15 protein-coding genes are annotated in these 12,295 nt (G+C 66.1%); 11 read left to right on the top strand and 4 right to left on the bottom strand.

The genetic code is table 11. The features are described 5' to 3' along the window. Positions 1-40: 40 nt before the first annotated feature. From phnG to FJV43_RS13740, 9 genes are read left to right on the top strand one after another with little or no spacing between them, the layout of a single operon-like run. The gene (phnG, locus tag FJV43_RS13780; protein WP_239629416.1) at positions 41-505 is read left to right on the top strand and encodes a phosphonate C-P lyase system protein PhnG; all 465 of its coding nucleotides are present in this window, start codon (positions 41-43) and stop codon (positions 503-505) included. A 4-nt stretch (positions 506-509) separates the two neighbouring features. Next, positions 510-1,118: a phosphonate C-P lyase system protein PhnH gene (phnH, locus tag FJV43_RS13775; protein WP_239627719.1), complete on the top strand. Its 609-nt coding sequence runs from the start codon at positions 510-512 to the stop codon at positions 1,116-1,118. Between the two features lie 3 nt (positions 1,119-1,121). Continuing rightward, positions 1,122-2,225, top strand: coding sequence for a carbon-phosphorus lyase complex subunit PhnI (locus tag FJV43_RS13770; RefSeq protein ID WP_239627717.1), 1,104 nt, complete (start codon positions 1,122-1,124; stop codon positions 2,223-2,225). Next, positions 2,222-3,112, top strand: coding sequence for an alpha-D-ribose 1-methylphosphonate 5-phosphate C-P-lyase PhnJ (locus FJV43_RS13765; protein WP_239627715.1), 891 nt, complete (start codon positions 2,222-2,224; stop codon positions 3,110-3,112). The genes FJV43_RS13770 and FJV43_RS13765 overlap by 4 nt, the downstream gene beginning before the upstream one ends. Positions 3,113-3,119: 7 nt before the next feature. Further along, positions 3,120-3,917, top strand: a complete 798-nt coding sequence (gene phnK / locus FJV43_RS13760) for a phosphonate C-P lyase system protein PhnK (RefSeq protein ID WP_239629415.1) — start codon at positions 3,120-3,122, stop codon at positions 3,915-3,917. An 8-nt stretch (positions 3,918-3,925) separates the two neighbouring features. Further along, positions 3,926-4,624, top strand: a complete 699-nt coding sequence (gene phnL, locus FJV43_RS13755; protein ID WP_239627713.1) for a phosphonate C-P lyase system protein PhnL — start codon at positions 3,926-3,928, stop codon at positions 4,622-4,624. Between the two features lie 11 nt (positions 4,625-4,635). Next, positions 4,636-5,793 (top strand): alpha-D-ribose 1-methylphosphonate 5-triphosphate diphosphatase, encoded by a 1,158-nt coding sequence (locus FJV43_RS13750; protein WP_239627712.1) that lies wholly within the window; start codon positions 4,636-4,638, stop codon positions 5,791-5,793. After that, positions 5,790-6,386, top strand: coding sequence for a phosphonate metabolism protein/1,5-bisphosphokinase (PRPP-forming) PhnN (gene phnN, locus FJV43_RS13745; RefSeq protein ID WP_239627711.1), 597 nt, complete (start codon positions 5,790-5,792; stop codon positions 6,384-6,386). The genes FJV43_RS13750 and phnN overlap by 4 nt, the downstream gene beginning before the upstream one ends. A 27-nt stretch (positions 6,387-6,413) precedes the next feature. After that, positions 6,414-7,025, top strand: coding sequence for a pyridoxamine 5'-phosphate oxidase family protein (locus FJV43_RS13740; protein ID WP_239627709.1), 612 nt, complete (start codon positions 6,414-6,416; stop codon positions 7,023-7,025). Between the two features lie 277 nt (positions 7,026-7,302). On the opposite strand, the gene FJV43_RS13735 is transcribed toward FJV43_RS13740, so the two are convergent. After that, a complete protein-coding gene (locus FJV43_RS13735; RefSeq protein ID WP_239627707.1) occupies positions 7,303-8,034 on the bottom strand; it encodes an SDR family NAD(P)-dependent oxidoreductase in 732 nt (243 codons plus the stop codon). Positions 8,035-8,426: 392 nt separating this feature from the next. On the opposite strand from FJV43_RS13735, the gene FJV43_RS13730 reads away from it, so the two are divergent. Then, the gene (locus FJV43_RS13730) at positions 8,427-8,648 is read left to right on the top strand and encodes a hypothetical protein (protein WP_239627706.1); all 222 of its coding nucleotides are present in this window, start codon (positions 8,427-8,429) and stop codon (positions 8,646-8,648) included. Between the two features lie 21 nt (positions 8,649-8,669). Continuing rightward, the gene (locus tag FJV43_RS13725) at positions 8,670-9,623 is read left to right on the top strand and encodes an aliphatic sulfonate ABC transporter substrate-binding protein (RefSeq protein ID WP_239627704.1); all 954 of its coding nucleotides are present in this window, start codon (positions 8,670-8,672) and stop codon (positions 9,621-9,623) included. Between the two features lie 14 nt (positions 9,624-9,637). Here FJV43_RS13725 and FJV43_RS13720 read toward each other — a convergent pair whose 3' ends face one another. The 3 genes from FJV43_RS13720 to FJV43_RS13710 all read right to left on the bottom strand — a co-directional run bounded on the left by FJV43_RS13720 (position 9,638) and on the right by FJV43_RS13710 (position 12,292). After that, complete coding sequence (locus FJV43_RS13720) at positions 9,638-10,141, bottom strand: DUF6496 domain-containing protein (protein WP_239627703.1); 504 nt, start codon at positions 10,139-10,141, stop codon at positions 9,638-9,640. A gap of 68 nt (positions 10,142-10,209) precedes the next feature. Continuing rightward, positions 10,210-10,992, bottom strand: a complete 783-nt coding sequence (locus FJV43_RS13715) for an alpha/beta hydrolase (RefSeq protein ID WP_239627701.1) — start codon at positions 10,990-10,992, stop codon at positions 10,210-10,212. 4 nt (positions 10,993-10,996) lie between these two features. Continuing rightward, the gene (locus FJV43_RS13710; protein WP_239627699.1) at positions 10,997-12,292 is read right to left on the bottom strand and encodes an O-acetylhomoserine aminocarboxypropyltransferase; all 1,296 of its coding nucleotides are present in this window, start codon (positions 12,290-12,292) and stop codon (positions 10,997-10,999) included. Between the last annotated feature and the right edge of the window lie 3 nt (positions 12,293-12,295).

Raw genomic sequence — 12,295 nt, 5'->3', positions numbered from 1 at the left:
GTTGTCTATTATCATAGACAACTTCGATGCGGCAAGTTCGGTGGACCAGGTGACGCAGCACAACAATCAGCAAGCCCAGCGCAGAGCCGCGATGGCGGTGCTGGCGCAAGCGGAGGCGGGCGAGATCGCCGCTCGCCTCCGCAACTTGGCCCTTCCGGCCCATCAGGATCTGCGGGCGCCCGAAAACGGCCTCGTCATGCTGCGCGGCCGGGTCGGCGGCGACGGCGCGCCGTTCAATCTCGGCGAGGCGACGGTGTCGCGTGCCGCGGTGCGGCTTGCGAGCGGCGAGGTCGGGTTCGGCTACACGCTCGGCCGTGACGGAGACAAGGCGCGGCTGATCGCGTTGTGCGATGCGCTGGTCCAGTCCCGTGATTACGGCGGCGCGGTGGAGCGGGGTGTCATCGCGCCCTTGCGAGAGCAGCTTATGATTCGGCGCAAGCAGGCGGCGGCCGAGACCGCCGCGACGAAGGTTGATTTCTACACCATGGTGCGCGGTGAGGGCTGAGATCATGACCACGATTGCGGAACTGCCGCCGGGTTTTGCCGACAAGGTGCTGTCGGCACAATCGACCTTTCGCTCCGTTATGGACGCCATGGCGCGGCCGGGCTCGGTTCAGCGCATCGTGCCGATGGCGGGGGCGCCGGGGCCGATGATGCGCGGCACCGCCGCAATCGCGCTCACGCTGTTCGACCACGACACGCCGCTCTGGCTCGATGCGCGGATGGTGGAGAGCTCCGACCTGGTGAAATGGCTGAAATTTCATACCGGCGCGCCGGTGGTGCGGGATTGTTCGATCGCGAGCTTTGCGCTGATCAGCGACGGCACGGCGCTTCCGCCGTTCGACCGGTTTGCGCTCGGGACGAGCGAATATCCGGATCGTTCGACGACGGTGATCATTCAGGTCGACAGCCTTGCCTCCGGGCGCAGCTTCGAGCTGCGCGGCCCCGGCATCGACGGGGTCGCGACGCTGCAGGCGTCGATCAGGCCTTTCGACCTGTTCGAGCGCCTGCGGATCAACGAGGCGCTGTTTCCGCGGGGCATCGACGTGGTGCTGGTCGCCGATGACGCCGTGGTTGCGATCCCGCGCACCACGCGCGTCGTGAACAAGGGAAGCTGAAGCATGTATGTCGCAGTCAAGGGCGGCGAACGCGCCATCGAGAACGCCCATCGCCTGCTCGCGCATAAGCGGCGCGGCGACCAGAGCGTTCCGGAGGTCACGCTCGACCAGATCTCCGAGCAGCTCGGCCTCGCCGTCGACCGCGTCATGAGCGAAGGCTCGCTCTACGATCGCGAGCTCGCGGCGCTCGCAATCAAGCAGGCGCGCGGCGATCTGATCGAGGCGATCTTCCTGGTCCGCGCCTTCCGCGCCACCCTGCCGCGCTTCGGCACCAGCGAGCCGGTCGACACCGGCGCCATGCGGGTGCAGCGGCGCGTGTCCTCGACCTTCAAGGACATTCCCGGCGGGCAGATCCTCGGGCCGACCTTCGACTATACCCATCGCCTGCTCGACCCCTCGCTCGCCGAAGGCTTCGTTCCCGACGCGCCAGCGACGGCTGAAGCGCCCACCGCGCCAACGCCGCGCGTGACCGACATTCTCGGACGCGACGGGCTGATCGAATCCTCGCCCCAAGCCGAGGACGGCGCCAGCGTCGGCGATCTTACCCGTGAGCCGCTGAACTTCCCGGCGGATCGCGACCTGCGCCTGCAGAACCTTGCGCGCGGCGACGAAGGCTTCCTGCTGGCGATGGGCTATTCCACCCAGCGCGGCTATGGCCGCAACCACCCCTTCGCGGGCGAGATCCGCTTCGGCGAGGTCGAGGTCGAATTCATCGCGGAAGACGCCGGCTTCGCCGTGCCGCTCGGCTCGATCGAACTGACCGAGTGCCAGATGGTCAACCAGTTCAAGGGTTCTGCGACGGAAGCGCCGTGCTTCACTCGCGGCTACGGTCTTGCCTTCGGCCAGAGCGAGCGCAAGACCATGTCGATGGCGCTGGTCGATCGCGCATTGCGGGCCCGCGAGCTCGGCGAGGAGGCACTCGCCCCTGCGCAAGACGAAGAATTCGTGATGTCGCATTCGGACAACGTCCAGGCGACCGGTTTCGTCGAGCATCTGAAGCTGCCGCACTATGTCGACTTCCAGTCCGAGCTCGGCTTGTTGCGCAAGCTGCGGCAGGAGTTCGCGGATGCCAATGCGCCTGATGCCATGAAGGAAGCCGCGGAATGAACGCGCCCGCCTACAACTTCGCCTATCTCGACGAGCAGACCAAGCGGATGATCCGCCGTGCGATCCTGAAGGCGATCGCCATTCCCGGCTATCAGGTGCCGTTCGCCAGCCGCGAAATGCCGATGCCCTATGGCTGGGGCACCGGCGGCGTGCAGGTCACCGCCGCGATCCTCGGTCCCCAGGACGTGCTGAAGGTGATCGACCAGGGCTCCGACGACACCACCAACGCGATCTCGATCCGAAAGTTCTTCGCCAAGACCGCGGGCGTTGCGACGACGACCGCGACGGCGGAGGCGACGGTGATCCAGACTCGTCACCGCATCCCGGAGATGGCGCTGAGGGAAAACCAGGTGCTGGTCTATCAGGTGCCGATCCCCGAGCCGTTGCGTTTCCTCGAGCCGCGCGAGACCGAGACGCGGCGCATGCACGCGCTCGCCGAGTACGGCCTGATGCACGTGAAGCTCTACGAGGACATCGCCCGCTTCGGCCACATCGCGACCGCCTACGCCTATCCGGTGAAGGTGAACGCGCGCTACGTGATGGATCCGTCCCCGACGCCGAAATTCGACAATCCCAAGATGGACAATTCTCCCGCGCTGCAATTGTTCGGCGCCGGCCGCGAGAAGCGCATCTACGCGATCCCGCCCTATACGCAGGTGGTCTCGCTCGATTTCGAGGATCACCCGTTCGAGCCCTACCGCTTCAACGCGCCCTGCGCGCTCTGCGGGGCGGAAAATTCCTATCTCGATGAGATCGTCACCGACGACAAGGGCGGGCGGATGTTCGTCTGCTCGGACACCGATTATTGCGAGGGCCGCCAGGCCGCCGGCCATCACGGCAGTCTCAGCGCTGCGCCGTACAGGGAAAAGGCGGGCTCACATGGTTGATCAAGGCTTGGCCGATCTCGATACACTTGAAAACGACCAGCCGCTGCTGGTGGCGGAGTCCCTCAGCAAGTCCTTCGGTCGCATCGCCGCCTGCCGCGACGTCTCCTTCGCGCTCTATCCCGGCGAGGTGCTGGCGATCGTCGGCGAGTCGGGCTCGGGCAAGTCGACGCTTCTGCAGATGCTGTCGGGCCAGCTGGCACCGAGCGCCGGCCATGTGTCCTACCGGATGCGCGACGGCGTCACGCGCGATCTTACGACGCTGGGTGAAGCCGAGCGGCGCTTCCTGTTCCGCACCGATTGGGGTTTTGTGCACCAGGACCCCGCGCAGGGTCTGCGCATGGCGGTCTCGGCCGGTGCCAATGTCGGCGAGCGGCTGATGGCGGTGGGGTGGAACCACTACGGCCGCATCCGCGAGACCGCGTCGGACTGGCTCACCCGCGTCGAGATCGACGTCGCGCGCATCGACGATGCTCCCCGCACCTATTCCGGCGGCATGCGGCAGCGTCTTCAGATCGCCCGCAACCTCGTCACCGAGCCGCGGCTGGTGTTCATGGACGAGCCGACCGGCGGCCTCGACGTGTCGGTGCAGGCGCGCCTGCTCGATCTCGTGCGCAGTCTCGTCGCCGAGCTGCATCTCGCCGTCATCATCGTCACCCACGATCTCGCGGTCGCGCGCCTCCTGTCGCATCGCGTGATGGTGATGAAGGGCGGCCGCGTCATCGAGACCGGTCTCACCGACCAGGTGCTCGACGATCCCCGCGAACCCTATACGCAACTTCTCGTCTCCTCGATTCTCCCGCCATGAGCTTTTCGATGACCGCCATGATCGACGTTGCCGATGCCCAGAAGACCTTTACGATGCACTTGCAAGGCGGCATCGAGCTGCCGGTCGTGCGCGGCGTGACGTTCCAAGTCAATCCCGGCGAGTGCGTCGTGCTGTCGGGGCCGTCGGGCGCCGGCAAATCGTCAATCCTGAAGATGATCTTCGGCAACTACCGTTGCGATAGCGGCCGCATCGGCATCCGCCATCGCGGCGCGGTGATCGACCTCGCCACTGCCGAGCCGCGGCAGATCCTCAACGTCCGCCGCTCCACGATCGGTTATGTCAGCCAGTTCCTGCGCGCCGTGCCCCGCGTCGCCACCATCGACGTCGTCGCCGAGCCGCTGATCGTGAACGGCATGGCACGTGCCGACGCACAGGCGCGCGCCGGCGAGCTGCTGCATCGTCTCAACATCCCCGAGCGGCTCTGGCAACTGCCGCCCGCAACCTTCTCCGGCGGCGAGCAGCAGCGCGTCAACATCGCGCGCGGCTTCATCTCGGACCTGCCGATCCTGCTGCTGGACGAGCCCACCGCCTCGCTCGATGCCGCCAATCGCGCCGTCGTGGTCGAGCTGGTCGCTGAAAAGAAGCGTCAGGGCGTCGCCATGGTCGCTATTGTCCATGACGACGAAATCCGTCATCTGATTGCGGACCGCATCGTCGATGTCGCCAGCTTCGCTGCAGCGGCCTGAAGGAAGAGGAAATGAACCCCAAGCCGAAGGATGCCGTCATTGCCAACGCCAGGATCGTGCTGGCCGACCGGGTGATCGAACAGGGCTGGCTCGCTCTTGCCGACGGACGCATCGCCGAGATCGGCGAGGGCAGGGCGCTTGCAGGTGCCGAGGACGCGGGCGGCGACCTGATCATGCCCGGCCTGATCGAGCTCCACACCGACCACCTCGAAGCGCACTACGTGCCGCGGCCGAAGGTGTTCTGGAATCCGGTCGCCGCCGTGATCTCCTATGACGGCCAGCTCGCGACCTCGGGCATCACCACGGTTTTCGATTCGCTCCGGGTCTGGCGTGAGGACGGCGCCGAGGAAGTCGATGGTCGCGCCGGCGTGCTCGCCGCCGCGATCACGACTGCGCGCGACGCCAGCCTGCTGCGTGCCGACCACTTCCTGCACCTGCGCTGCGAGATCCCGATGCCGAGCGTGGTCGAGGAAGCGAAGGAGTTGATCGACCGTCCCGACGTCAAGCTGATGTCGCTGATGGATCACACGCCCGGCCAGCGCCAGTTCCGCGACGAGGTCAAGCTGCGCGACTATTATCGCGGCAAGGGCGGCGGCAAGACCGATGCCGAGCTCGACGAGCTGTTCGCAAAGCGCTTCGAGTATCAGAAGCAATATGCGGCGAACAACATGCGCGAGATCGTGGCGCTGGCGCATCAGTACAAGATTCCGCTGGCGAGCCACGACGACACCACCGAGGAGAACGTCGCGGACGCCGTGCGCGATCGTGTCTCGGTGGCGGAATTCCCGACCACGCTGGAGGCCGCGCGCGGCCTGCACCAGGCCGGCATTGACATCCTGATGGGCGCGCCCAACGTCGTGCGCGGCGGCTCGCACTCCGGCAACATCGCTGCGGTCGATCTCGCCCGCGAAGGCCTGCTCGACATCCTGTCGTCGGACTACATCCCCTCGAGCCTCCTGATGGGCGCGCTGCAACTGCCGGAGCATGTGCCGGCAATCAGCCTCCCGGCGGCAGTTCGCACCGTGACGAAAGCGCCCGCCGAGGCGGTCGGCCTCACCGACCGCGGCGAGATCGCGACCGGCAAGCGCGCCGACCTGATCCGTGTGCACGTTGCCGGCAGCGTTCCCGTCGTCCGCAGCGTCTGGCGCGAAGGGAACCGCGTCGCATGAGCGAGACCGTGACCACGGCGCAGGACGAGGGGGGGGCGATCGGCCCCGGGCGACTTGTGCTCGTGGTCGGTCCCAGCGGCGCAGGCAAGGACACTTTGCTGCGGCTCGCGCAAGCGGCCTGCGCCGACGATCCCGACATCAGCTTCCCGCGCCGGGTCGTGACGCGGGAGTCCTCTGCGGACGAGGACAACATTGCGGTGAGCCAGGAAGAATTCCGTCGCGTGCGGGAGCACGGCGATTTTGCCGTGCATTGGGAGGCGCACGGGCACTCCTATGCTCTGCCACTCGAGATCAACGACGACATCCGGGCCGGCCGAGCCGTCGTTGCCAACGTCTCGCGCACGGTGATCGCCGCGCTGCGCCGAGCCTATGTCAACGTCGTGGTCGTTGCGATCACGGCGCCGCCCGACGTGCTGGCACAGCGGCTTGCCGCGCGGGCGCGGCACAGCGACGGAAACATCGCCGAGCGGCTGTCGCGCAGCGTTGACGACGCGTCGGTGCGGGCCGACGTCACCATCCTCAACGCCGGCAGCGCGGACTATCATGGCCGCCAGCTCGCGCGCGTGATCAGGAATGAATGCTGGCAGGAATAGCTGCCGATGCGACCAGGAGAGAACGGAATGACGGTGATCGAAACGGTCGAACAGTTGGAAGCCATCTACGGCGCCACCAATGACGCCTCGACCGTGAAAGTCGCCGACCACGTTACGCCGCTCTACCGGATCTTCATCGAGAAGGCGCCGTTTGCCGCGCTCGCCACCATCGGGCCCGAAGGCATCGATTGCTCGCCACGCGGCGATCTCCCCGGCTTCGTCCGCATCCATGATCCCAAGACGCTGATGCTGCCGGACCGCCGCGGCAACAACCGGGTCGATTCCCTGCGCAACATCGTGCGCGATCCCAGGGTGTCGCTGATGTTCCTGATTCCCGGCTCCGGCAACGCCGTCCGCGCCAATGGTCGCGCGCATCTCTCGATCGATCCGGCGCTGCTGGCTTCGTTCAAGGTTGAAGGCAAGGCGCCGCGCAGCGTCATGGTGATGAACGTCGACGAAATCTACTTCCAGTGCGCCCGCGCCATCGTGCGTTCCGACCTCTGGAATCCCGACAAGCGCGTCGATCCAAGAACGCTGCCGACGCCCGGCCAGATCCTCGCCGAGATGAGCGAGAACAAGGTCGGCGGCGCGGAGTACGACCGCATCTGGCCCGAACGCGCGGCCGCGACGATGTGGTGATTCTTCTGGCCCTCTCCCCTTCTTGTGCAGGGCCATCGCTAATGGGAGCGTTTTCTCTGTGTCCATCCTTCGAGACGCCCGCCGTTGGCGGGCCCTCAGGATGAGGACGGAGTGCGCGGCAGCAGTTTCGGTGGGCTCCGATGTCACTTAGCCTCATCCTGAGGAGACCGCAAAGCGGTCGTCTCGAAGGACGAGGCGCGCGCTCAGGCCCTGCCAAGAGCTCATATGCGACAGCCTTGCCGCAAGCGGGGAGAGGTGAAGGAGACCAGCTGCTTACCTAGTTAAACGCCATCCCGCCGCTGAGCGCCACGGTCTGCCCGGTCATGTATGCGTTGTCGACCAGCAGCATCACCGCTTTCGCCACCTCCTCTGCCGTGCCGAAGCGGCCGAGCGGGATGCGGCTGACGAGCTGGGGCTGGCCGCTCATCATGTCGGTCTCGATCAGCGACGGCGCCACCGCGTTGACGGTGATGCCCTCCTTCACCAGCCGCGCGGCATAGCCTCGCGTGAGACCTTCCATGCCGGCCTTGGACGCATTGTAGTGCGGGCCAATCGAGCCGGCGCCGCGCGCTGCTCCCGAGGAGATGTTGACGATGCGGCCCCACTTCCTTGATCGCATCGACGGCAACACGGCCTGCGTGCACAGGAAGGCGGATTTCAGGTTGACCAGGATGGTGCGGTCGAAATCGTCTTCGGTGAGATCGTCGATGCCGCGCGTGATGGCGATGCCGGCATTGTTGACGAGGATGTCGATCGGCCCGAGCCCGGCCGTGACGCGCTCGACCATTGCGGCCACGGCCTCGCGCTGCGAGACGTCGGCGGCGACGACGATGGCGCGGCCGCCTTGCTCGCCGATCTCGCCAGCCAGCTGCTCGGCCTGCCCGATCCGCTCGCGGCAATTGATCGCCACGGCGGCGCCCGCTTGGGCCAGCGCGCGACAGACGGCAGAGCCGATTCCGCGCGAGCCGCCAGTCACGAGCGCGGTGCGCCCCTTCAGATCATCAGCCATCTCTGGACCTCCCGAATTGCGTGCGTTTTGGCGCCAGAAGCGTATCACGCCGCCCGTGCGCCTGTGATGAACTCATCGCGAGATGAATCCGTCTGCCGGTGCTTGCGCCGAGAGAAGCGCCCCAGCGCGCCGGCCGTAAATATGGATAGCCATTTCATTGACCGATCGGGACAACCGCTCGATATTCGGAGCATCGAAACTGCTCCTCGAGCTTGACGCCGCGATATGAGAATGGATCACCAGCGTAACCAAGGCGACATGCATGCGTGCATGACGCGGCGCTGTTTCTCCGCGGCAACGGGCGCCTGTTGTCGTTGCTGACTGCCTCTTAGCAGCACCTCACACCGAAGATCCCCAAACAGGAACGCCGAGACTTCGGCGAACGAGCAGTCATGTCCCAGGCTCCGTCGAATGCCTACATCATCGAAATCCACGACCGCGCCGCCGGCATCATCACGCGAGATGAGCGCGGTTTTCGCTTCTTTTCCTCCGAGCGCCTGTTCGACAGTCTCGAAGGCCGCCAGTTCCGTTCGGCCCGCGACGCCGAACGCGCCGCACGCGCCGTGCTCTCGCAGCGGAGCCGTCGCGCGAGTTCCCCGCTCCTCGCCAGCTGATCCCACCGAAAGGACCGCAACATGATTCCACGACGACATATCCTGACCGCAGCGCTGCTCATCGCCACCGCCGTCGCCGCCCCCGTGCGCGCCGCGGACAAGCCGGCGGAAATCCGCATCGGCACGCAGAAGGGCGGGTTCTTTCCGGCTGTGCGCCAGCGCCAGACGCTCGAGAACGCCTTCAAGCCGCTCGGTATCGAGATCAAGTGGATCGACTTCCAGTTTGGTCCGCCGTTGCTGGAGGCGATCAATGTCGGCAGCGTCGATTTCGGTTTCGTTGGCGATACGCCGCCGATCTTCGCGCAGGCCGGCGGCGCCAAGATCCGCTACGTTGCCGCGGTGAAATCGGAAGGCAACACACAGGCGATCGTGGTGCCGAAGGATTCACCGATCAAGACGCTCGCCGATCTCAAAGGCAAGCGCGTCGCCTTCGGCAAGGGATCCAGTGCGCATAATCTCCTCGTTGCCTCGCTCGAGAAGGCCGGCCTGTCCTGGTCCGACATCACACCGGCGCCGCTCGCGCCGGCGGACGCAACAGCGGCCTTCGTGAAAGGCTCGGTCGAGGCCTGGTCGATCTGGGATCCCTATCTGGCGCTCGCGGAATTGAAGGAGAACGCGCGCGTTCTTGCCTTCGACAAGGATGTCCACAAGCCGAACGCCTATTACATCGCCAACACGGATTTCGTCGAAAAGTATCCCTCGCTGGTCGCCAAGCTCAACGCCAGCTTCGCCTCCGAAGGCGTGTGGGCAGAGACGCATCACGAGGAGGTCGCGAAGGCGCAGTCCGAGGCAACGGGCGTGGACATCGAGGCTGTCCGCCGCTTCGTCAATCGCTCGACCTACAGCGTGGTGCCGCTCGACGCGGAGGTGATCAAGACGCAGCAAGCGGTTGCCGACCGCTTTGCAAAGCTCGGCCTCATCCCGAAGCCGGTCAACGTGTCCGACATCGTCTGGAAATGGACGCCGCGCTCCTGAAGCAGCGCGACTGATCAGCTCCTGCGGCGCGCCCTGGTGCGCGCCGCCTTCTTTGCGGCGGCGGAGCGGACCTTGGCGCCCTTGGTGCGGCTCGCCTTGCGCGCAGCGGTGGAACGCGACGCCGCGGTTCGCCGGCTCGCGGCCCGCTTGCTCTGCTTCGACAGCGCACTGCGTGATGCGGTCGAGCGCGGCTCCTTCTTCAGGACGTTCTCGACCGCACGCGAGACGCGCGGGCGGCGCTTGGGCGTGCGTTTACCCTGGCCGACCTCATAGGCATATTTGGCGCTGCGGCGCGTCGCCTTCCTGGTGCGCCCCTTGCGTGGCGGCGGCAGATCGACACCGGCGCGGCGTGCCTCGGAAAGGCCGATGGCGATGGCCTGCTTCGTCGAGCGCGCGCCGTGCTTGCCCTTCCTGATCCTGTCGATCTCGTCCTTGACGAATTCGCCGGCCTGCGTGCTCGGTGATTTGCCGGCGCGCTTGTCCTGCCTGGCTTTACGAATGACTTCCTGTCTTGGCATGGTCGAGTTCCCCTTCTTGATTGAGAGGGATATCTCACCGCAACGCGCAAGGCAGAAGATCGATCCAGTCAGTTCCTCAGCGCCGCCAGCAGCTCGTCCGGACGTTCGGCCATGATCATGTGGCCGGCGCCGGGCACCACGACGGTCTTCGCGTGCGGGATCGCGGCCGCAAGCGCCTTGCCCGCCTTCGCCGGCGTCATCATGTCCCGCTCGCCGAGAATGAGCGTCGTCGGCACCTTGATGCTCGCCGCGGCGGCAAGCGCATTCGTGTAGGCATTGCAGGCCGACAGATCCTTGAACAGCACGCCGGGCTCGCAGGCCTGAAGCACGGCCTGTGCACCGCCATGCATCCACAGGCCCGGCGCGAGGCTGCCGCCGAGTTCGGCCTTGAAGCCGAGACCCCAGATCGAGACCATGTCGTTTGCATCCTGCGCGTTGGCTTCGGCCGCCTTCAAGAGATCCGGGCCGACCGTCATGGTCGCGGCGGTGCCGATCAGGCTGAGCGCGGAGACCTTGTCGGGATGGCGCGCCGCCGTCTCCAGTGCGATCAGCGAGCCCATGGAATGGCCGATCAGATGCGCCTTCGTGGCGGCTGCTGCATCCAGCAGCGCCGCGGTCCAATCCGCCATCTCCGCGATGCTGCCGAGTGAAGGCCCGGCGGAGCGGCCGTGGCCGGGCAGGTCGGGCGCCAGCACCGCAAAACCGTGATGAGCGAACCAGCGCGTGTGCAGCGCCCAGGTGGAATGGTCGAAGCCGGCGCCGTGGATGAAGACGACCGCGGGCAGCGACTTGTCGAAGTCGCGGCCGCCGGTTGCCGCGAACACTTCAGTGCCGTTGACGGAGAGCTTCATGGCGTCAGACCTTTTGCGAGATGCGCAGCGCTTGGGCGAGATCGTCGATGATGTCGCTTGCCGTCTCGATGCCGACCGACAGCCGCACCAGCTCCTCGCCGATGCCGGCGTCCCTGAGCTGTTCGGCGTCCATCTGCTGATGCGTGGTCGAGGCCGGGTGGATCACCAGCGTCTTGGCGTCTCCGACATTGGCGAGATGGCTGATCATGCGCAGCGATTCGATGAACTTGCGACCCGCCGGTCGGCCGCCCTTGATGCCGAAGGAGATGATCGAGCCGGCGCCGCGCGGCAGCAGGGTCTTTGCGAGCTGATAGTCGGGATGCGTCTCCAGCGAGGGGTGCAGCACCCAGTCGACGGCCTTGTTGGATTTGAGTGCTTCCAGCACCAGATGCGTGTTCTGCATGTGGCGGTCCATGCGCACGGGAAGCGTCTCCACGCCCTGCAGCAGCTGGAACGCGTTGGTCGGCGACAGGCAGGCGCCGAAATCGCGCAAGCCCTCGGTGCGCGCGCGCATGATGAAGGCCGCCGTGCCGAACTGCTCGTCGAAGACGATGCCGTGATAGCCGCCATAGGGCTCGGTCAGCACGCCGAACTTGGAGGACGCCCGCCAGTCGAAGCGGCCGCCGTCGACGATGGCGCCGCCGATCGCGATGCCATGGCCGCCGATCCATTTGGTCGCCGAATGCATGACGATGTCGGCGCCCAGCTCGATCGGGCGGCTGAGATAGGGCGTGGCAAAGGTGTTGTCGATCAGCAGCGGAATCTTTGCGTCATGCGCGATCGAAGCGACCTTGGGAATGTCGAGCACCTCCAGCCCGGGATTGCCGATGGTCTCACCGATCACGAGCTTGGTGTTCGGCTTGATGGCGCTGCGGAACGCGTCGAGATCGCGCGGCTTGACGAAAGTGGTGGTGATGCCGAAGCGGGGCAGCGTGTGCGCCAAGAGGTTGATGGTGCCGCCATAGAGCGAGCTCGACGCCACGATGTGGTCGCCGGCATTGAGCAGTGTCGCGATGGCCAGATGCAGCGCGGCCATGCCGCTCGCGGTGCAGATGGCGCCGACGCCACCCTCCAGCGCCGCAAGCCGCTCCTCGAGCACGCCCGTGGTCGGATTGGAAATGCGGGTATAGATGTGGCCGGCGCGCTCCAGGTTGAACAGCGCCGCGGCGTGATCGGAATCCTGGAACACGTAGGACGTGGTCTGGTAGATCGGCACCGCCCGGGCGCCGGTCACGGGATCCGGATGCTGGCCCGCATGCAGGCTCAGGGTCTCGAAAGCAGGCGGTTTTGGCGCGGGCATGCG

Origin of the sequence: Bradyrhizobium sp. I71, from assembly GCF_022354745.1 — a bacterium.
GTDB classification, from domain to species: domain Bacteria; phylum Pseudomonadota; class Alphaproteobacteria; order Rhizobiales; family Xanthobacteraceae; genus Bradyrhizobium; species Bradyrhizobium liaoningense.
The sequence above is the reverse complement of the archived record's forward strand: the minus strand, read 5'-3'. Positions and strand labels throughout refer to the sequence as shown.